The sequence below is a fragment of the Methylobacterium nodulans ORS 2060 genome (assembly GCF_000022085.1).
In the GTDB taxonomy this organism is placed as follows: Bacteria; Pseudomonadota; Alphaproteobacteria; order Rhizobiales; family Beijerinckiaceae; genus Methylobacterium; species Methylobacterium nodulans.
The window spans coordinates 5,452,901-5,472,056 of the sequence record NC_011894.1; the positions used below are offsets into that span (position 1 = coordinate 5,452,901).

Here is a 19,156-nt window from a genome sequence, read left to right on the forward strand (position 1 = left end):
GGCGATACCCCTCCGAGGTTCCCCGACGGCCGGCATGGGACTTGCCTCGCTTCTTCGCAGCCATGCGCCTCCGACGGCGCCGATCCCGGGAGGAATGCAAAGCCCGACAGCCCTGCCCCGCACCGCGCGGCTGACGCCGCGACCGGGGGCGTGTAGAAGTCCACGAGATCAGGACCGATCGCACGCAAGACGCCGCCGCCAGACAACCGGAGAGACCGTGTCGATCAAGGCCGCCCTGCACCACGTCACCTCCTACACCTACGACCGCCCGGTGGGCCTGGGCCCGCAGGTGATCCGCCTGCGTCCGGCGCCGCATACGCGCACCCGCATCCTGAGCTATTCGCTCAAGGTGACGCCGGGCAACCACTTCGTGAACTGGCAGCAGGACCCGAACGGCAACTGGCTGGCGCGCCTGGTCTTTCCCGAGAAGACGACGCAGTTCCGGGTCGAGGTCGACCTCACCGCCGACATGTCGGTGATCAACCCGTTCGACTTCTTCGTCGACGAGTATGCGCAGACGCTGCCCTTCGCCTACCCGCCCGAGCTGCAGGAGGAACTCGCCCCCTACCTCGTGCCGAGCGAGGGCGGGCCAGCGCTCGACGCCTTCATGGGCAGGCTGCCGGAGGAGAAGAACACGGTTCTGTTCCTGGTCGCCCTGAACCGGATGGTGCGCGACAGCGTCGCTTACGTGGTGCGCATGGAGCCGGGAGTGCAGACGCCCGACGAGACGCTGGAGGCGGGAAGCGGCTCCTGCCGCGATTCCGCGTGGCTCCTCGTCCAGATCCTGCGCCGCCTCAACCTCCCGGCCCGGTTCGTCTCCGGCTACCTGATCCAGCTCGTCCCCGACACCACCGCGGTCGACGGGCCGGCCGGCACTCCCTGCGACTTCACCGACCTCCATGCCTGGGCCGAGGTCTACGTGCCGGGCGCGGGCTGGATCGGGCTCGACGCCACCTCGGGCCTCCTCTGCGGCGAGGGGCATATCCCGCTCGCGGCCACGCCCCATTACCGCTCGGCGGCGCCGATCTCGGGCCTCGCCGAGCCGGCCGAGGTCGATTTCGGCTTCGAGATGACTGTGAGCCGCGTGGCGGAGGCCCCGCGCGTGACCAAGCCCTTCTCGGACGAGGCCTGGGACGCGATGGACGCGCTCGGCGATCGCATCGACCGGGACCTCCAGGCCCAGGATGTGCGCCTGACCATGGGCGGCGAGCCGACCTTCGTGGCGGTGGACGACTTCCAGTCGCCCGAGTGGAACACCGCCGCGGTCGGGCCGACGAAGCGCAACCTCGCCGACCAGCTGATCCGGCGCCTGCGCGAGCGCTTCGGCGCGGGTGGCCTCCTGCATTACGGCCAGGGCAAGTGGTATCCGGGCGAGAGCCTGCCGCGCTGGGCCTTCGCCCTCTACTGGCGCAAGGACGGGCAGCCGATCTGGCGCGATGCCGGCCTGATCGCCCGCGAGGCCGGTCCCCGGGACGTCGGCATCGCGCAGGCCGAGGCCGTCGCCAAGGCGCTGGCGCGGCGCCTCGGGCTCGACGCCTTCGTCCAGCCGACCTTCGAGGATCCCGAATACTGGGAGCGTAAGGCGGCGGAGCTGCCGATCAACACGACGGTGCTGCAGCCGCAGGTCGGCGACAGCGAGTTCCAGGAGCGCATGGCCCGCGTGTTCAAGCGGGGGCTCGCCGAGCCGGTCGGCTACGTGCTGCCGCTCGCCAACGTCGTGATCGGCCCGGAGCGGCTTTGGGTCTCGGAGAAGTGGGAGACGCGCCGGGGCGCGCTCTACCTGGAGCCGGGCGATTCCCCCGTCGGCTTCCGCCTGCCGCTGAGCTCCCTCTCCTACATCTCACCGGAATCCTATCCCTATCATTCGCCTCAGGATCCGCTGGAGGAGCGCGGCCCCCTCGACGCCACGCCGGCCGCGGCGCGCTCGGGGCCGGCCCATAGCGTCGCGGTGCGCACCGCGCTCGCCGTCGAGCCGCGGGACGGGGCGGTCTGCGTGTTCATGCCGCCGCTCGAGCGCGCGGACGACTACGTGCAGCTCCTCGAAGCCCTGGAGCAGGCCGCGGCCGAGACCGGGCAGCCGATCCACATCGAGGGCTACGAGCCCCCCTACGACCCGCGCCTCGGCGTCATCAAGGTCACGCCCGATCCCGGCGTCATCGAGGTGAACGTGCACCCGGCCAGGACCTGGCGGGAGGCGGTCGAGATCACCACGGGCCTCTATCAGGATGCCCGCGAGACCCGGCTCGGCGCCCAGAAGTTCATGATCGACGGACGCCACACCGGCACCGGCGGCGGCAACCACGTGGTACTGGGCGGGGCGAGCCCGGCCGATTCGCCGTTCCTGCGCCGGCCGGACCTGCTGAAGAGCCTCGTCCTCTACTGGCAGCGCCACCCCTCGCTGTCCTACCTGTTCTCGGGCCTCTACATCGGCCCGACGAGCCAGGCACCGCGCATGGACGAGGCGCGCCACGACGGCCTCTACGAGCTGGAGATCGCGCTGGCCCAGGTGCCGCCCCCCGGCGGGCCGGAGGTGCCGCTCTGGCTCGTCGACCGGCTGTTCCGCAACGTGCTGGTCGACGTCACCGGCAACACCCACCGGGCCGAGATCTGCATCGACAAGCTCTATTCGCCGGACGGGCCGACCGGGCGGCTCGGGCTCCTGGAGTTCCGCTCGTTCGAGATGCCGCCCGATCCGCGCATGAGCCTCGCCCAGCAGTTGCTCCTGCGGGCGATCATCGCCTGGCTGTGGCGCGAGCCGCAGGAGGGGGGCTTCGTGCGCTGGGGCACCGCGCTCCACGACCGCTTCATGCTGCCCCACTTCCTCTGGCAGGATTTCCTGGGCGTCCTCGACGACCTGAGGGATGCGGGCTACGCCTTCAACCCGGTCTGGTACGAGGCGCAACGCGAGTTCCGCTTCCCGCTCTACGGCAGCGTCTCGCATGGCGGCGTGATGCTCGAGCTGCGCCAGGCGCTGGAGCCCTGGCACGTGCTCGGCGAGGAGGGCTCGGCGGGCGGCACCGTGCGCTACGTCGATTCCTCGGTCGAGCGCCTGCAGGTGCGGGTCGAGGGCTACGTGCCGAGCCGCCACGTCGTCACCTGCAACGGCCGGCGCCTGCCGCTCACCGAGACCGGGCGCTCGGGCGAGGCGGTGGCGGGCCTGCGCTTCAAGGCGTGGCAGCCGGCCTCCGCGCTCCACCCGATGATCCCGGTGCACTCGCCGCTGACCTTCGACATCGTGGATACGTGGTCGGGCCGGGCCATCGGCGGCTGCACCTACCACGTGGCGCATCCGGGCGGCCGCAACTACGAGACCTTCCCGGTCAACACCTACGAGGCCGAGGGCCGCCGCCTCGCCCGGTTCCAGGATCACGGCCACACGCCGGGCCGCGTCGCCCTGGCGCCGGAGGAGCCGCGGCGCGAGTTCCCGCTCACCCTCGACCTGCGCACGCCTGCCCCCCGATGAGCGCCGCGGCTCCGCTCGCCGCCGTTGAGATCGTCGACCCGGATGCGGCGAGGGCGGAGCGGCGTGCCCGCTGGAGCGCCGGCTACCGGCCGCTTCCGGGCGTGCCCGACGAGATGATCGGCCCCGACGGCACGACCCGCCCGGCCTGGGACAGCTTCCTCGACCGGCTCTCGGGCCTGCCCGAGGACGAGATCGCGGCGCGTCTTGCCTCCGCCGAGCGCCACATCCACAACACCGGCATCGCCTACCGGGTCTACGGGGAGGCGGCGGAGCGCGACTGGCCCCTCGGCGTGCTGCCCCTCCTCGTCGAGGGCGACGAATGGGAGGAGATCGCCGCGGGCATCGCCCAGCGCGCGAGCCTGCTCGAAACGGTGCTCGCCGACCTCTACGGCGATGCACGCCTCGTCGCGGCGGGGCTCATCCCCGCCGCCGCGGTGGCGGGCAGCCCCGAATTCCTGCGCCCCCTCCACGGCCTGCGCCAGCCGGGCGGCGGGCGCCAGCTCCACCTCTACGCCGCGGACCTGTCGCGGGGACCGGACGGGCGCTGGCGGGTGCTCGCCGACCGCACGCAGGCCCCGTCGGGCATGGGCTATGCGCTGGAGAACCGCATGGTGCTCGCCCGCGCCCTGCCGGAGCTGCACGAAACCCTCGATGTCGAGCGGCTCGCCCTCTTCTTCCAGGACTTCCGGGACGGGCTCGCGGCAGCCGCGGAGCGGAGCGAGCCGCGCATCGGCCTCCTCACCTCGGGCCCCTACGGCGACACCTATGTCGAGCAGGCGATCCTCGCCCGCTATCTCGGCTTCGCGCTGGTCGAGGGCGACGACCTCCTGGTGCAGGATGGGCGCCTCTACGTGCGCACGGTGGCGGGCCTCAAGCGCGCCGACGTGCTCTGGCGCCGGGTCGACGGCGACTTCGTCGATCCGCTCGCCCTCAACCCGGATTCCCGGCTCGGCGTCCCCGGCCTGGTGGAGGCCCTGAGGGCCGGCGCCTGCGTGACGGGCAACATGCCGGGATCGGGCCTCGTCGAGGGCGGCTGGCTCGCCGCCTACCTGCCGCGTCTCGCCGAGCACCTGTTCGGCGAGACGCTGCGCCTGCCGGGGCTCGCCACGTGGTGGTGCGGCGACGCCGCCCAGCGGGCGGAGGTGCTGGCGAATGTCGAGGCGCTGACCCTGCGCCCCGCCGCCGCCCCGGCCCAGGGCGCCTTCACCACCCGCGCCTTCGGCCTGCGCGACCCGGCCGAGACCGCCCGCCTCCTCGGCACCCTGCGCGACCGCCCGGGCGACCTCGTGGCGCAGGAGCCGGTCCAGCTCTCGACGGCGCCGGTCTGGGATGGGGCCGGCCTGGTGCCCCGCCCCTTTCGTCCTGCGCGTCTTCGCGGCGGCGACCCCGGGCGGCTGGGCGGTGATGCCGGGCGGGTTCTGCCGCATCTCCGATCATCCCGACGTGCAGCCGGTCGCCATGGGGGCGGGGGTTCGCGCCGCGGATGTCTGGGTGCTGGCCGGGCGCGATCCCGATCCGGCCCAGGATCCGGCCCAGGATCCGGCCCAAGCGCTGCCGCGGCCGGACCAGCCCCCGGTGCGCCGGGTGCAGGGCCTGCTGCCGAGCCGAGCCGCCGACAACCTGTTCTGGCTCGGCCGCTACCTGGAGCGGGCGGAGGCGATGTTGCGCCTCACCGTCTGCCTGCTGACCGGGACGGGCACCGTGTCGCGGGCCGAGGAGGATCATGGCACGCATGCGCGGCTGCGCGGCCTCCTCCACGCCTGGGGCGCGGTGCCGACGGTCTTCGGCCCTGCCGCCGCCCTCGCCGCCCATGCGCTCGCGGGCTGCGAGGCCTGGGGCTCGGCGCTTTCCCACGTGGGCGCGGCACGGCGCAACGCCGCCTCCCTGCGGGAGCGGCTCTCCCTCGAAACGTGGCGGGCGCTCAGCACCCTCCACGACGTCCTGGAACGGCCGGACGCCGTGCCGGGCTCGGAGGCCGCGTGGCTCGACCGGGCCGAGCGGGCGCTCGAACTGGCCTCGGCCCTGTCGGGCCTCGCCCAGGAGAACATGAACCGGGCCGGCGGCTGGCCCTTCGTGGATATGGGCCGGCGCATCGAGCGGGCGATCAACACCTGCCGCTTCGCCGCGATCTTCGCGGGCGACGACGCGAGCGGCGATGATCTCGCGACCCTGCTGCAGCTCGTCGATTCCCGCATCTCCTACGGGGCGCGCTACCTGCTCGGCGTGGCGCTGGCGCCGGTGCGCGACATGGTGCTGCTCGACCCCTTCAACCCGCGCTCGGTCGCCTTCCAGATCGAGCGCCTGGGCGAGCACCTCGCCGGGCTGCCCAGCCTGCGGCAGGACGGCCTGCCCGAGCCGCAGACGCGCCTCGTGCGCAGCCTCGCGGGAGAGATCGCCAGCGCCGAGGCCGCCTCCCTGCCCGCCGGGGCGATACCGGATTGGGAGGCGCGCCTCTCGGCCATCGCCGAGGCGGTGGCCGCCCGCTACTTCCCGGGCGACTCGGACGCCGCCCGCCCCGAGCGACTGGTGGCCCTCGCGTGATCTATCTCCTGCGCCACGTCACCGCCTATACGTACCGCAACGCGGTGACCCATGCGCGCTGCACCCTGCGGCTGACGCCGCGGGACGGCGAAGGCCAGCGGGTTCTCTCGCATCGGCTCCGGATCCATCCGGCCCCGCAGGACCGCGAGACCATCCGCGATTTCTTCGGCAACGCTGCGACGACTCTCACCGTGGAGACGCCCCACCGGGCCTTCCGGATCGAGGCGGTGTCCCGGATCGAGGTCGAGCGGATGGAACTGCCCGACCTCGCCTCGGGGCTCGCCTGGGAGGAGGTCCGCGAGCGGGTGCTCGCCTGTCCGAGCCTCGCGCCCGATGCCCCGGTGCATTTCGTGAGCCCGAGCCGCCGCGTGCCGCTGGTGGCGGAGGTGACCGACTACGCCCGGGCGAGCTTTCCCCTCAAGGGCGGCGCCTATGCGGGAGCCGTCGACCTGATGCGGCGCATCCACGCCGACTTCACCTTCGATTCCGGCGCCACCGACGTGGCGACGCCTCTCACCCAGGCCTTCGCGGGCCGGCACGGCGTCTGCCAGGATTTCGCGCACGTCATGATCGCGGGCCTGCGCGGCCTCGGGCTGCCGGCCGCCTATGTCAGCGGCTATCTGCGCACGCGCCCGCCGCCGGGCATGAAGCGCCTCGAAGGGGCGGATGCGAGCCACGCCTGGGTGGCGGTCTGGTGCGGCGACGGCTGGCACGGGCTCGACCCGACCAACGCCATGGGCGTCGAGGACGACCACATCGTGCTCGCCCATGGCCGCGACTATGCCGACGTCGCGCCGGTGGCCGGCATCATCGCCGGATCGGGCTCGCAGCACCTCACCGTCGCGGTGGACATGGTGCCGGAAGACGAGGCGGACTTCGCGGCGGCGGGGGACCAGCCGCTCAGAGTTTGAATACCGCGCGGGCCGCTTCCTGCGAGGCCTCGCGGTGGCGGCGGGCCTCCTCCAGGCGCTCGATCTCCCGGCGCAGCAGCGCGATGCGCGCATCGAGGTCGGCGATCGAGAGCGCCGTCAGGTCCTGGCCGATCACGTGGGCGGCCGGCGCGGGCCGCGGGCGGTCGTCGTCAGTGAGCATGGTTGCCTCCCGGCTCTAAGCCTTTGATGTGACGCGCTCCCTTGCGCCGAACCGGCCTCCGCCTCGGCGGGGAGCGCTCTAACGCGATTGACTCGCCCGGACCATTCCGCCATACACCGCCCGACGCGAGACCGCCGCCCGACGAGGGCGTGCGTTCGCCATTCGTCTCACCAGTTCTGTAATCCACGAGGGCTGCGGCGATGTTCGGCATCGTCGGCCCGGGCCTTCGGAGGCATCGCCGTGAAGAGAACCTATCAACCCTCCAAGCTCGTGCGCAAGCGCCGCCACGGCTTCCGCGCCCGCATGGCCACGGTCGGTGGCCGCAGGGTCATCGCCGCCCGCCGCGCCCGCGGCCGCAAGCGCCTGTCGGCGTAACCGGCTGCGCGGCCCGAGGCCGCATGCGCACCGGAGCGCCGCCGGTCGGACGGATCACCCGGCGCCCCGATTATCTGGCGGCGGCCGCGGGCCGCCGTTTCCACACCGGGCGGCTGACCGCCCAGGGGCGCCTGCGCGAGGCGGAGACGGCACCGGACGGCAGCGCCGGGCTGCGGTTCGGCTTCACGGTGACGAAGCGGACGGGCCACGCCACCGAGCGCAACCGCATCCGCCGCCGCCTGAAGGCCGCGGTGGCCGCGATCGGGACCGACTCTGCGGACCAGCCGCTCGACGTGGTGCTGATCGGCCGGCGCGAGGCCCTGAGCGCTCCCTTCGAAGTCCTGGTCGACGATATAAGGCGGGCCCTCGCCGCGGTGACGAAGCCGAAGCCGGCGGGCAAGCCGGGCGGTCCCCGGCGCGGATCCGCGCCGCCGGAACGAGAACCGTGAGGCGATGCCGGTCGCCCGGCCTTGCCTCTAGCAACAGATCGCAGGGCCGGACCTCGCGCCGCGGGCGCCCCCGGCCCCGCTCGTGAGGCGGCAGGCGTCGCGGGACCTTCATGGGTAACGACAAGACCAACATGATCATCGCCATCGCGCTGTCGCTGGCGGTGTTGCTCGGCTGGAACTACTTCGTGGCGGCGCCCCAGGTGGAGCGCCAGCGCCAGCAGCAGGCCCAGACGTCCGCGTCCCCGAGCCCGAAGGAGGGCGGACCCTCCGCGCCCGTGCCCGGCACCCTGCCGGGGGCGAGCGGCGGCAATCCGCAAGCGGCCCTCACCCGCGAGGAGGCGCTCGCCCGCTCGCCGCGGGTGCGCATCGACACGGAGGCCCTCAAGGGCTCCGTGGCGCTCAAGGGCGGCCGCATCGACGACGTGGCGCTCAAGGGCTACCACGAGACCGTCGACCCGAAGAGCCCCGAGATCGTCCTGCTCTCGCCGGCCGGCTCCGCCAATCCCTACTACGCCGAGTTCGGCTGGGTCGGGCAGGGCGCCGGGCCGCTGCCCAACGGCGACACGGTCTGGACCGCCGACGGCGACCTGCTGACGGCGAAGAAGCCCCTCACCCTGACCTGGGACAACGGCGCGGGCCTCGTCTTCCGCCGCACCCTCTCGGTCGACGACAAGTACATGTTCACGGTCGAGGATTCGGTCGAGAACAAGGGCCAGAGCGCCGTCACCCTGTATCCCTACGGGCTCGTCTCGCGCTGGGGCAAGCCGCATACGCAGGGCTACTACGTCCTGCACGAGGGCCTGATCGGCGTGCTCGGCGACAAGGGCCTGCAGGAATACACCTACGACAAGATGGCCAAGGAGAACCCGCTCGGCAGCCCCGGCACCCGTGGCCTGAGCTGGCCGGGCGTGACCGGAGGCTTCCTCGGCATCACCGACAAGTACTGGGCGGCGGCGACCATTCCCGACCAGAAGACCCCCTATACGGGCAGCTTCACCGAGCGCGACGAGGGCGCCACCAAGGTCTACCAGACGAGCAGCCTCGGCGAGGCCAGGACGCTGGCGCCGGGCGCCGGCGTGCAGGCGAGTCAGCACCTCTTCGCCGGCGCCAAGGAAGTCTCCACCATCGACGCCTATCGCCAGAAGCTCGACATCAAGCAATTCGACCTGATGATCGACTGGGGCTGGTTCTATTTCATCACCAAGCCGATGTTCAAGGCGCTGGACTTCTTCTACAAGTTGTTCGGCAACTTCGGCGTCTCGATCCTGGTGGTGACGCTGATCCTGAAGCTGTTCTTCCTGCCGATCGCCAACCGCTCCTACGTCTCGATGGCCAAGATGAAGGCCGTCCAGCCGGAGATGACGGCGATCCGCGAGCGCTACGCCGACGACAAGGTGAAGCAGCAGCAGGCCATGATGGAGCTCTACCGGAAGGAGAAGATCAATCCGGTCGCCGGCTGCTGGCCGGTCGTGATCCAGATCCCGGTGTTCTTCGCGCTCTACAAGGTGCTGTTCGTCACGATCGAGATGCGGCACGCGCCGTTCTTCGGCTGGATCCGCGACCTCGCGGCGCCCGACCCGACCTCGGTCCTCAACCTGTTCGGCCTGCTGCCCTTCGCGGCGCCCGACCTCGTGCATCTCGGCGTGTGGCCCATCGTCATGGGCATCACCATGTTCCTCCAGATGAAGATGAACCCGGCCCCGCCCGATCCGGTGCAGGCCCAGGTCTTCACCTTCATGCCCATCATCTTCACCTTCATGCTGGGGTCGTTCCCGGCCGGGCTGGTGATCTACTGGGCCTGGAACAACCTGCTGTCGATCCTGCAGCAATACTGGATCATGCGGCGCAACGGCGTGAAGGTCGAACTCTGGGACAACCTGCGCACGACGTTCTCGCGAAGCAGCCCCGTCAAGGCGGCCAAGGGCTGATGGCGTCGGAGGCGGACGAGGAGGCCGCTCTGCGCGAGGCCGGGCGCCTGCTCTTCGCGGGCGCCGCCGACTTCGCCACGGCGGCGGATAAGCTCGAGTCCCTGCCGCCGATGCAGGGCCACGAGATCGCCTTCGCGGGCCGCTCGAATGTCGGCAAGTCGAGCCTGATCAACTCGTTGACCGGGCGCACCACGCTCGCGCGCACCTCGCATACACCGGGACGCACGCAGCAGCTCAACTTCTTCGATCTCGGCGGCAAGCTGACCCTGGTGGACATGCCGGGCTACGGCTATGCGGCGGTGTCGAAGGCCAAGGTCGCGGCCTGGACGGAGCTGATCCACGCCTATCTGCAGGGGCGCGCCAATCTCGCCCGCGTCTACGTCCTCATCGACGCCCGGCACGGCATCAAGCCGAATGACGGCGAGGTGCTCGACGAGCTCGACGCCGCAGCGGTGTCCTACCAGATCGTCCTGACCAAGGGCGATGCGCTGAAGAAGAGCGAGATCCAGGCCCGCCTTGACGCGACCTCCGCCGCGCTCGCCCGCCGGCCGGCCGCCTATCCGGAGATCATCCTGACCTCGAGCCGCACGGGCGAGGGCATCGCGGAGCTGCGCGCCAGCGTCGCGCGGCTCCTCGCCGAGCGCAGCTGACCGGATGCCCCTCCTCGATCGCGTCGTGCTCGCGCTCGGCGCGCTCTCCGGCCTCCTCGGCGTGGCGCTCGCCGCGGCTTCCGCCCATCTGACGCATGGCGGCAGCCTCCAGACCGCCGCGCAGTTCCTGCTCGTCCATGCCGGCCCGCTGCTGGCGCTCGCGGGTCTTGCCGGCAGCGAGCGCCTGCGACCGGGCCTCGCCCGGCTCGCGGCCCTCGCCCTCATCCTCGGCCTCGCGCTGTTCTGCGGCGATCTCGCGCTGCGGGCGCTCGCGCAGAAGCCGCTCTTCCCGATGGCGGCGCCGACCGGAGGCATCCTCATGATGCTCGGCTGGGCCGTCGCGGCCGTCGCGGCCCTGTGGCCGCCGCGCCGCTGACCCTTACGAGTGACCCTTACGAGACCTGCAGGAACGCGAGTGCAGGGCCCCGCTCCGGCGTGAACACGCCCGCCGTGAGCGCGCCGCCGAACACGGCTCCGGTGTCGAGGTTGGTGCGGTGGCGGCGCACCTCCGGCCGGCCGCTGCGGACCGGGGTGTGGCCGTGCACCACGTGCTTGCCGAAATCATAATCGGCGGACAGGAAGGGCTCGCGGATCCACAGCCGCTGGTTGGGATCCGGATCGGGGGCCGGGCGCCCGGGCCGGAACCCGGCATGGACATACCAGCGCGCCGCATCCTCGTGCAGGGTCGGCAGGGCCGCGATCCAGTCGAGGTCGCCGCGGGGCAGCTGGTCGACCCGCGACACCCCGTAGGAGGCGAGCACGGTGCGGCCACCGTTGAACAGCCAGAGCGGCTCGTCGGCTCCCGAGAGAGCGCCGAGCAGCATCGCCTCGTGGTTGCCCATCAGGCAGATCACCCGGTCCGGCTCGCGGTCCTGCAGGCGACGCAGGGTGGCGATCACCCGGGCGCTGTCCGGGCCGCGATCCACGTAGTCGCCGAGGCAGACGAGGTGCCGCGGCCGCCCTGCCCGGTGCTCCTCGATCTGCGTCAGGAGGCGGTCGAGAAGGTCGGCGCAGCCATGGATGTCGCCGATCACGTAGGTGAGCCCGTTGCCGTCCATTCCCGTTCCTCAGGGCGCCGCCTTCCGCATCCTAGGGCATGCGGGCCGCGAACGGCATTGCCGTGGCCTGCCGCCTCCGAGATCGGATCGACGCCTCAGCTTGCCCCGATGGCATTCATAACGGTCCTCATGCTGAGGTGACCGGCGGCAGCCGGCCCTCGAAGCACCCCCGGACCAGTGATCCCGGCCACCCGGATCTTGGACGAGCGGTCAGGCGTGCTTCGAGGCTGCTACGCAGCACCTCAGCATGAGGATCCATGGCAGCCTCCAGACGCGTCGCTTGGCCTGAGCCTGGACAGGCAGCGTCGGTTGAGCCCCCAACGACGAAGGGCCGGCGCCCCGAGGCGCCGGCCCTTGCATCATCACGGGCCCGGATCAGTTCAGCCTGACATTCGCCGGGCGGCGTTCGGCCGTCACCGCGACGTCGCCGATGATCAGGCCCTCCGGTCCGTGGCGCACCGGCACGGTCTCGCCGTCGTGGATCGCGCCCGCGAGCAGCTGCTCGGCCAGCGGATCCTGCACCGCCTTCTGGATGACCCGCTTCAGCGGACGCGCCCCGTAGGCCGGGTCGTAGCCGCGCTCGGCGAGCCAGGCGCGGGCATCCGGCTCGACCTCGAGCGTGATCTTGCGCTCGTCGAGCAGCTTCTGCAGCCGGCCGAGCTGGATATCGACGATCGCCCCCATCTCCGCCCGCTTGAGGCGGTGGAACAGGATGATCTCGTCGACGCGGTTCAGGAACTCGGGACGGAAATGCCCGCGCACCACCGCCATCACCTCGTCGCGGACCGCATCGGTGTCCTGGCCTTCCGGTTGGGTCACCAGGTACTCGGCGCCGAGATTCGAGGTCATCACAAGGAGCGTATTGCGGAAATCCACCGTCCGCCCCTGGCCGTCCGTGAGCCGCCCGTCGTCCAGAACCTGCAGCAGGACGTTGAACACGTCCGGATGCGCCTTCTCGATCTCGTCGAACAGGACAACCTGGTAGGGCCGGCGCCGCACGGCTTCGGTGAGGGCCCCGCCCTCCTCGTAGCCGACATAGCCGGGCGGCGCGCCGATGAGCCGGGCGACGGAGTGCTTCTCCATGTACTCGGACATGTCGAGGCGCACCATCGCGGTCTCGTCGTCGAACAGGAAGTTCGCGAGAGCCTTCGTCAGCTCGGTCTTGCCGACGCCGGTCGGCCCCAGGAACATGAACGAGCCGATCGGCCGGTTCGGATCCTGCAGGCCGGCGCGCGCCCGGCGCACCGCGGTCGCGACCGCCTCCACCGCCTCACGCTGGCCGACGACCCGTTTGCTCAGGGCCTCCTCCATCGCGAGCAGCTTCTCGCGCTCGCCCTCCAGCATCTTGTCGACAGGCACACCCGTCCAGCGCGAGACGACGCTCGCCACGTGGTTGGGCGTCACCGCCTCTTCCATCAGGCCCGAGCCGTTGCCGCGCGTGCCGTCGGCGCTGCGCGCCTCGATCTCGGCGAGCTCCCGCTCCAGCCCCGGGATGATGCCGTAGGCGAGCTCGCCCGCCCGCTGGTACTGGCCCTGCCGCTGCGCGGAGGCGAGTTCAGTGCGCGCCTCGTCGAGCTTCTTCTTCAGCTCCGCGGCGCGGCCGAGCTTGTCCTTCTCGGCCTTCCAGCGCGCCGTGATCGCCGACGACTGCTCCTCCAGGTCACCGAGCTCCTTCTCCAGGCGGGTCAGCCGGTCGCGCGAGGCCGCGTCGGTCTCCTTCTTGAGCGCCTCGGCCTCGATCTTCAGCCGCACGATCTCGCGGTCGATGTTGTCGAGTTCCTCGGGCTTGGAATCGACCTGCATGCGCAGGCGCGAGGCCGCCTCGTCGACGAGGTCGATCGCCTTGTCGGGCAGGAAGCGGTCGGTGATGTAGCGGTTCGACAGGGTCGCGGCCGCCACCAGCGCCGCATCCTGGATGCGCACGCCGTGGTGCTGCTCGTACTTCTCCTTGATGCCGCGCAGGATTGAGACCGTGTCCTCCACACTCGGCTCGGACACGAAGACCGGCTGGAAGCGCCGGGCGAGCGCCGCATCCTTCTCCACATGCTTGCGGTACTCGTCGAGGGTCGTCGCGCCCACGCAATGCAGCTCGCCGCGGGCAAGGGCAGGCTTGAGCAGGTTCGAGGCGTCCATCGCCCCGTCCGCCTTGCCGGCGCCGACCAGCGTGTGCATCTCGTCGATGAACAGGATGATGCCGCCCTCGGCCGCCGTGACCTCGGAGAGCACGCCCTTCAGGCGCTCCTCGAACTCGCCGCGGTACTTCGCACCCGCGATCAGCGCGCCCATGTCGAGGGCGAGCAGCCGCTTGTCGCGCAAGGATTCGGGCACGTCGCCGTTGACGATGCGCAGCGCCAGCCCCTCGACGATGGCGGTCTTGCCGACGCCGGGCTCGCCGATCAGCACCGGGTTGTTCTTGGTGCGCCGGGACAGGACCTGGATGGTGCGGCGGATCTCCTCGTCGCGGCCGATGACCGGGTCGAGCCTGCCCTCGCGGGCGTCCTCAGTGAGGTCGCGGGCGTATTTCTTGAGCGCGTCGTAGGCGTTCTCGGCGGTGGCGTTGTCGGCGGTGCGCCCCTTGCGCAGGGCGTTGATGGCGGCGTTGAGAGAGGCGGCGGTCACGCCCGCGGCGGAGAGGGCCTTGCCGGCCTCGCTGTCCTTCTCGACGGCGAGTGCGAGCAGCAGGCGCTCGACGGTGACGTAGGAATCACCCGCCTTCTCGGCGGCCTTCTCGGCCGTGTCGAACAGGCGCATGAGGTCGCGCGTCGCCTGCGGCTGCGCGGCAGCGCCGGAGACCTTCGGCTGCTTGGCGAGCCACGCCTCGATCTGGGCGAGCGCGACGCGGGACTGGCCGCCGGCGCGGTCGATCAGGCCGGCGCAGAGGCCCTCCGGATCGTCGAGCAGGACCTTCAGGACGTGACCCGGCGCGAGCTGCGGGTGGCCTTCGCGGAGCGCCAGGGCCTGGGCGGCCTGCACGAAGCCGCGGGCGCGCTCGGTGTATTTTTCGAAGTTCATTCGTCTCCCCTCCTCTGATCGCGACCGCCCGCCCCCTGCGGGGCGCGGACGGACCGACAGCTGCCCCCGCCCATCAGGCGCAGGGCTCCGGCTCTCAGGCTGAGCCGCCGGTGGGCTCCATGTGGTGTTGTAAATCGGTGACACAAGGGCCGGAGCCGGGCAGGCGGCCGGATCCGTCATGCGCGGGGCGCGGGGGAGCGCTTCGCTTGTCCCGCAGGCGCCGGAGGCGTAGCGGTCAGGCATGACCGCCATGCTCCGCATCGCCGCCCTCCACCGCTACCCGGTCAAGGGGCTCTCGCCCGAGCCGCTGGAGGCGGCGGACCTCGCAGCGGGATCGTATTTCCCGGGGGACCGCCTCTTCGCCGTCGAGAACGGCCCGAGCGGCTTCGATCCGGCCGCACCAGCCCATCAGCCCAAGATCAAGTTCCTGATGCTGATGCGCAACGAGCAGCTCGCCCGGCTGGCGACCCGCTACGACGACGCGACGGGCACGCTGACGATCCGGGAGGGCGGCCGCGAGGTGCTGCGGGCCGATCTCGGGACGAGGGAGGGGCGGCTCGCGGTCGAGGCCTTCTTCCGCCGCTTCATGCCCGATGCGCTGCGCGGCCCGCCGAAGATGCTTGCGGCCCCCGAGGGCTTCCGCTTCACCGATTCCCGCCGCGGCTTCGTCTCGCTCATCAACCTCGCCAGCGTCGCGGCTATCGAGGACATGGTCGGCGCAGCCGTCGATCCGCTGCGCTTCCGCGGCAATCTCCAGGTCACGGGCCTGCCTCCCTTCGGCGAGCTCGATCTCGTCGGGACGGAGCTCGTGGCGGAAACCGGCCTGCGCCTGCGGGTGACCAAGCGGATCGAGCGCTGTGCTGCCACCAACGTCGATCCGGCCACGGGGGAGCGCGACCTCGCGATCCCGCGCGCCCTGATGCAGCATCTCGGCCACGTCGATTGCGGCGTCTACGCGGAGGTCGTTGCGGGCGGGCCGATCCGGTGCGGCGACACCCTCGCGGTGGCGGCCTGACCGGTCGGAGCACCGTCCGACGAAGCGGGTTCGAGGCCGTCGGCATCCTCCGCCGAGCCCCTCGGATCGGGGCGAGGTGCAGCTCATGAACCGCCAGCCGGCTGCGAGCGCCTCAGTGCGAGAGGAGCACCCGCCGCGCACGGCGCCGTGAACGGTCCTCCGATCCAGGTCATGCGTCGATTGTACTGGCACTCTCCGATCGATGGACGCAGGCTCCCGAATCCGGGTCGCTCATCATCACCGACCTTTCCGGAGGAGGCACCCATGACGGCAGAGACGAGGAGTGCAGAGAAGACCCTTCACAGGCAGAGCATCACCGCCGCGGTCGGGGGCGCCGTGCCCGACCCCAGGATGTGGCGATCATTCGGCGTCGATCTGCCGTTGCGGCTCACCGCGGAGATCCTGGATTTCGCCGGCCGCCGCCTGCACGCCCAGGCGGAGCATCTGCAGGCGCTCGCCCGCTGCGGCACGCCTGCGGACGCCTTCAAGCTCCAGGTGACGTTCGTGTCGCACGCCATGTCGGACTACCAGCAGGAGTCCGGCCGGCTCTCGCAGAGCGTCGCGGACGCCGCCTCTCCGCCGCAGGCGCCGAAGGCGACCTGACCCGCGAGACCGGTCCGGCGCGAGAGTGCCGGCGCATCACGAGAGGACGGCGTCCGGCCGGGCGATGGACGGCCTTTGATGCGGATCATGGCGGAGCGGATGGTTCGCCTCATCCTCGGCCGCATGACTGCCGATGCGCCCCGCTTCACCCTGCCCCATGCGCCGCTCCGGCGCGGGTCATCACCCGACCGCCCCGCGCAGCCCGCCGGGTTCGACAGAGCCGGGCTGGTGCCGGGCGACGTGGTGCTCCTGGAGGCCGGCGACCGCGTTTCGGCCGACCTGCGGCTCCTCTCCGCCGCGGAGCTCCAGGCGGACGAATCCGCTCTTACGGGGGAATCCCTGCCGGTCGACAAGGCGGCGGATGCCGCCGTGCCCGGTTTCGTCGTCCTCGACGACATCATGCCGGGCCTGAACGGCCTCGACGTGGTGCGGCGGCCCCGCCACCTACGCAGAATCCCTCAGGCGGCTCTCTTAGAGTCCGCCCGGAATTTCATCCTCTTCGCGGCTCGGCCACTCTCGCCTCATCAATCAGGACGAGGACGGATCCGATGGCCCCCGACACCGCACGGCAGAGCACCCGGCCGGCTCACCTGGGCATTCCCTCACCGGCTGCCGGCCTCCACGCGGGCGGCCTGTTCGCGAATTGCCCCGACCTCATCGGTTCGCCCTCCGTCTTCGCCCGCGACGAGGAGATCTTCGGCGAAGGCGAGGAGGCCGAGTTCGTCTACAAGGTGGTCAGCGGCGCGGTGCGCACCTACAAGATCCTGAGCGATGGCCGCCGGCAGATCACCGGCTTCCACCTGCCCGGCGACCTGTTCGGCTTCGATCCGGGCGAGATCCACCGCCACACCGCCGAGGCTGTGAGCGACACCAAGGTTCTCACCTTCAAGCGGCGGCAGATCGAGCGCGCCGCGACGCAGAAGGCCGAGGTCGCCTGCCAGCTCTGGGATCTGACGGCCCGCACCCTGCGGCACGCCCAGGATCACATGCTGATGCTCGGGCGCGGCTCGGCCCTTGAGCGCGTCGCCGCCTTCCTGATGGCGGTGGGCGAGCGGCTGGGGGATGCCGGCAGCTTCGATCTGCCCATGACGCGGCGCGACATCGCCGACTATCTCGGCCTCACCCTGGAGACCGTGTCGCGCACGATCTCGCAGCTCGAGGGCGAGGGCGCGCTGCTGCGCGCGGGCGCCCGTCAGGTCACGCTCCGCCGCACCCGCATGCGCCGGCTGATCGACGCCTGAGGGATGCGCCTGCGGCGATGGCGGGCATGATACAGTTTCCGGTCTCTTCCTTCCGAGACCAGTACGCGAGGGGAACCCCTCTCCCGAGCGGGAGAGGGGCAGGCGATCGAAGATCGCGCGTGAGGGTCCCGGACCCTTCCGCAGTATGGCTGAAACGGCAGTGCTGGCAGCGGGCCGGTTCAGGATACTTGCTGAACCACCTGAGCCCGCACCCCTACCCCTCTCCCGCACGGGAGAGGGATCCCGCGCCCTCTCGTTTCCGAACGGATCAACCGGAAGCCGTATGACGGCATCCGCTCTGCTCGGCGGGGGGTCGCGCATCGTCGGCCGACTTGGCATCATCCCTGGCATCCCGGCTCCGGACGCGGACCATGGGCGCTCGGATCCGCACCGGACCGGGCTGAGGCGCCCCGCTCCGGTGGGCCGGTGCCGCCTGCGGGGTCGGATGACCGCGAAGGGGTGAAGCGATGCACGCGATGGTCCTGCCCAGGGTCGGCGGCCCGCTCGTTCACGAGACCCGTCCCGATCCGGTTCCGGGCCCCGGCGAGGTCCGCATCCGGGTCGAGGCCTGCGCGGTCTGCCGCACGGATCTCCACATCATTGACGGCGAGCTGCCGGATCCGCGGCTCCCGCTCGTCCTCGGCCACGAGATCGTGGGCCTCGTCGAGGCGTTGGGGCCCGGGGTCACGGCGCCCGCCATCGGGGAGCGGGTCGGCGTGCCGTGGCTCGGCCATACCTGCGGCCGCTGCCCCCACTGCGCCGCGGGCCGCGAGAATCTCTGCGATGCGCCGGGCTTCACCGGCTACAGCCGGGACGGGGGTTTTGCCAGCCACGTCGTGGCCGAGGCCGCCTTCACGATCGCGCTCGACCGCGCCGCGGATCCGGTCGCGACGGCGCCGCTCCTGTGCGCGGGGCTGATCGGCTGGCGAACCCTGCGCATGGCGGGCGAGGCGGAGGCGGTCGGCCTCTACGGCTTCGGCGCCGCGGCCCATATCGTCGCCCAGGTCTGTCGCTGGCAGGGCCGCCGGGTCTATGCCTTCACGCGGCCGGGCGACCGGGCGGGTCAGGACTTCGCCCGCTCGCTTGGCGCCGCATGGGCCGGGGATGCCGATGCGCTGCCCCCCGCCCCGCTGGATGCCGCGCTGATCTTCGCGCCGGATGGCCGCCTCGTGCCCGCGGCCCTGCGCGCAATCCGCAAGGGCGGCAGCGTGGTCTGTGGCGGGATCCACATGAGCGACATCCCCGCTTTTCCCTACACGCTGCTGTGGGGCGAACGGCGGATCGTCTCGGTCGCCAACCTCACGCGGGAGGATGCCAGCAGCTTCTTCGCGGTGGCTCCCCGGGCCGGGATCGTGACGCGGACCCGCACCTTTCCGCTGCGCGACGCCAATGCGGCGGTCGCGGCGCACCGCGCCGGCCTGCATGGGGCGGCCGTCCTCGTTCCGTAGGCTCCATCACCGATTCGTCCTGGGTCTCCGCTGTGCAGCCACAAGCAGCCTCGGTTGCCCGGCGCAACACGGCCCGGCTCCAAAGCTCATACAACTGATATATTTTATAATTATATTTTTCCATCGGACTCTGTGGAGGAAATGCACTTACAAGTACAGTTTTATGTCTTGTATTTTATTCACTCTACCCGATGGAAGCGCCGATTATCACTTTATTTATACTCTGACTGATAGAGCCAAACGAATGAGCGCGAGGCGACCGCGGTGCCTCCACCGCGCCG

The 19,156-nt window shown here is 71.2% G+C and carries 14 protein-coding genes and 2 pseudogenes; 13 read left to right on the forward strand and 3 right to left on the reverse strand.

The window, feature by feature from the left end:
- Positions 1–217 precede the first annotated feature (217 nt).
- The 3 genes and pseudogenes from MNOD_RS25415 (at position 218) to MNOD_RS25425 (ending at position 6,915) form a co-directional block, all read left to right on the forward strand.
- Positions 218–3,463, forward strand: coding sequence for a transglutaminase family protein (locus tag MNOD_RS25415; protein WP_015931824.1), 3,246 nt, complete (start codon positions 218–220; stop codon positions 3,461–3,463).
- A pseudogene (locus tag MNOD_RS25420) lies at positions 3,460–6,004 on the forward strand (circularly permuted type 2 ATP-grasp protein). The gene MNOD_RS25415 and the pseudogene MNOD_RS25420 overlap by 4 nt, the downstream one beginning before the upstream one ends.
- Positions 6,001–6,915 (forward strand): transglutaminase family protein, encoded by a 915-nt coding sequence (locus MNOD_RS25425; RefSeq protein WP_015931827.1) that lies wholly within the window; start codon positions 6,001–6,003, stop codon positions 6,913–6,915. Before MNOD_RS25420 ends, MNOD_RS25425 begins: the two are co-directional and overlap by 4 nt.
- On the opposite strand, the gene MNOD_RS25430 is transcribed toward MNOD_RS25425, so the two are convergent.
- Positions 6,905–7,096 carry a DUF1192 domain-containing protein gene (locus MNOD_RS25430; RefSeq protein ID WP_015931828.1) on the reverse strand — a complete coding sequence of 64 codons (192 nt, stop codon included), beginning with the start codon at positions 7,094–7,096 and terminating at the stop codon, positions 6,905–6,907. The genes MNOD_RS25425 and MNOD_RS25430 overlap by 11 nt on opposite strands.
- 240 nt (positions 7,097–7,336) lie before the next feature.
- On the opposite strand from MNOD_RS25430, the gene rpmH reads away from it, so the two are divergent.
- The 5 genes from rpmH (at position 7,337) to MNOD_RS25455 (ending at position 10,874) form a co-directional block, all read left to right on the forward strand.
- Positions 7,337–7,471, forward strand: a complete 135-nt coding sequence (rpmH, locus tag MNOD_RS25435; RefSeq protein WP_015931829.1) for a 50S ribosomal protein L34 — start codon at positions 7,337–7,339, stop codon at positions 7,469–7,471.
- Positions 7,472–7,494: 23 nt separating this feature from the next.
- Complete coding sequence (locus MNOD_RS25440; RefSeq protein ID WP_015931830.1) at positions 7,495–7,920, forward strand: ribonuclease P protein component; 426 nt, start codon at positions 7,495–7,497, stop codon at positions 7,918–7,920.
- Between the two features lie 110 nt (positions 7,921–8,030).
- Positions 8,031–9,848, forward strand: coding sequence for a membrane protein insertase YidC (yidC, locus tag MNOD_RS25445; protein WP_015931831.1), 1,818 nt, complete (start codon positions 8,031–8,033; stop codon positions 9,846–9,848).
- Positions 9,848–10,498, forward strand: coding sequence for a ribosome biogenesis GTP-binding protein YihA/YsxC (yihA, locus tag MNOD_RS25450; RefSeq protein WP_015931832.1), 651 nt, complete (start codon positions 9,848–9,850; stop codon positions 10,496–10,498). Before yidC ends, yihA begins: the two co-directional genes overlap by 1 nt.
- 4 nt (positions 10,499–10,502) lie before the next feature.
- Complete coding sequence (locus MNOD_RS25455; protein WP_015931833.1) at positions 10,503–10,874, forward strand: DUF423 domain-containing protein; 372 nt, start codon at positions 10,503–10,505, stop codon at positions 10,872–10,874.
- A 16-nt stretch (positions 10,875–10,890) separates the two neighbouring features.
- Here the strand turns inward: MNOD_RS25455 and MNOD_RS25460 are convergent, their stop codons facing one another.
- Positions 10,891–11,556 (reverse strand): metallophosphoesterase family protein, encoded by a 666-nt coding sequence (locus MNOD_RS25460; RefSeq protein ID WP_015931834.1) that lies wholly within the window; start codon positions 11,554–11,556, stop codon positions 10,891–10,893.
- A 375-nt stretch (positions 11,557–11,931) separates the two neighbouring features.
- Positions 11,932–14,568 carry an ATP-dependent chaperone ClpB gene (gene clpB / locus MNOD_RS25465; protein ID WP_015931835.1) on the reverse strand — a complete coding sequence of 879 codons (2,637 nt, stop codon included), beginning with the start codon at positions 14,566–14,568 and terminating at the stop codon, positions 11,932–11,934.
- Positions 14,569–14,809: 241 nt separating this feature from the next.
- On the opposite strand from clpB, the gene MNOD_RS25470 reads away from it, so the two are divergent.
- From MNOD_RS25470 to MNOD_RS25490, 5 genes and pseudogenes are all read left to right on the forward strand, one after another.
- Positions 14,810–15,583 carry an MOSC domain-containing protein gene (locus MNOD_RS25470; protein WP_043749391.1) on the forward strand — a complete coding sequence of 258 codons (774 nt, stop codon included), beginning with the start codon at positions 14,810–14,812 and terminating at the stop codon, positions 15,581–15,583.
- Between the two features lie 264 nt (positions 15,584–15,847).
- Entirely contained in the window at positions 15,848–16,186 is a 339-nt protein-coding gene (locus MNOD_RS25475) for a phasin family protein (protein ID WP_015931837.1), read from the forward strand.
- 123 nt (positions 16,187–16,309) lie between these two features.
- Positions 16,310–16,501 (forward strand): annotated as a pseudogene (locus MNOD_RS50725) (P-type ATPase actuator domain-containing protein); the annotation flags it as partial.
- A gap of 233 nt (positions 16,502–16,734) precedes the next feature.
- Complete coding sequence (locus tag MNOD_RS25485) at positions 16,735–17,427, forward strand: cyclic nucleotide-binding domain-containing protein (protein ID WP_015931840.1); 693 nt, start codon at positions 16,735–16,737, stop codon at positions 17,425–17,427.
- A 467-nt stretch (positions 17,428–17,894) separates the two neighbouring features.
- A complete protein-coding gene (locus tag MNOD_RS25490; RefSeq protein ID WP_015931841.1) occupies positions 17,895–18,875 on the forward strand; it encodes a zinc-dependent alcohol dehydrogenase family protein in 981 nt (326 codons plus the stop codon).
- Positions 18,876–19,156: the final 281 nt, after the last annotated feature.

Coding starts and splice junctions, on each gene's coding strand:
- MNOD_RS25440 (WP_015931830.1), top strand. CDS start 7,495: ATGCGCACCGGAGCGCCGCCGGTCGGACGGATCACCCGGCGCCCCGAT.
- MNOD_RS25475 (WP_015931837.1), top strand. CDS start 15,848: ATGACGGCAGAGACGAGGAGTGCAGAGAAGACCCTTCACAGGCAGAGC.
- MNOD_RS25455 (WP_015931833.1), top strand. CDS start 10,503: ATGCCCCTCCTCGATCGCGTCGTGCTCGCGCTCGGCGCGCTCTCCGGC.
- clpB (WP_015931835.1), bottom strand. CDS start 14,568: ATGAACTTCGAAAAATACACCGAGCGCGCCCGCGGCTTCGTGCAGGCC.
- yidC (WP_015931831.1), top strand. CDS start 8,031: ATGGGTAACGACAAGACCAACATGATCATCGCCATCGCGCTGTCGCTG.
- MNOD_RS25490 (WP_015931841.1), top strand. CDS start 17,895: ATGCACGCGATGGTCCTGCCCAGGGTCGGCGGCCCGCTCGTTCACGAG.
- MNOD_RS25430 (WP_015931828.1), bottom strand. CDS start 7,096: ATGCTCACTGACGACGACCGCCCGCGGCCCGCGCCGGCCGCCCACGTG.
- MNOD_RS25485 (WP_015931840.1), top strand. CDS start 16,735: ATGGCCCCCGACACCGCACGGCAGAGCACCCGGCCGGCTCACCTGGGC.
- MNOD_RS25470 (WP_043749391.1), top strand. CDS start 14,810: ATGACCGCCATGCTCCGCATCGCCGCCCTCCACCGCTACCCGGTCAAG.
- yihA (WP_015931832.1), top strand. CDS start 9,848: ATGGCGTCGGAGGCGGACGAGGAGGCCGCTCTGCGCGAGGCCGGGCGC.
- MNOD_RS25460 (WP_015931834.1), bottom strand. CDS start 11,556: ATGGACGGCAACGGGCTCACCTACGTGATCGGCGACATCCATGGCTGC.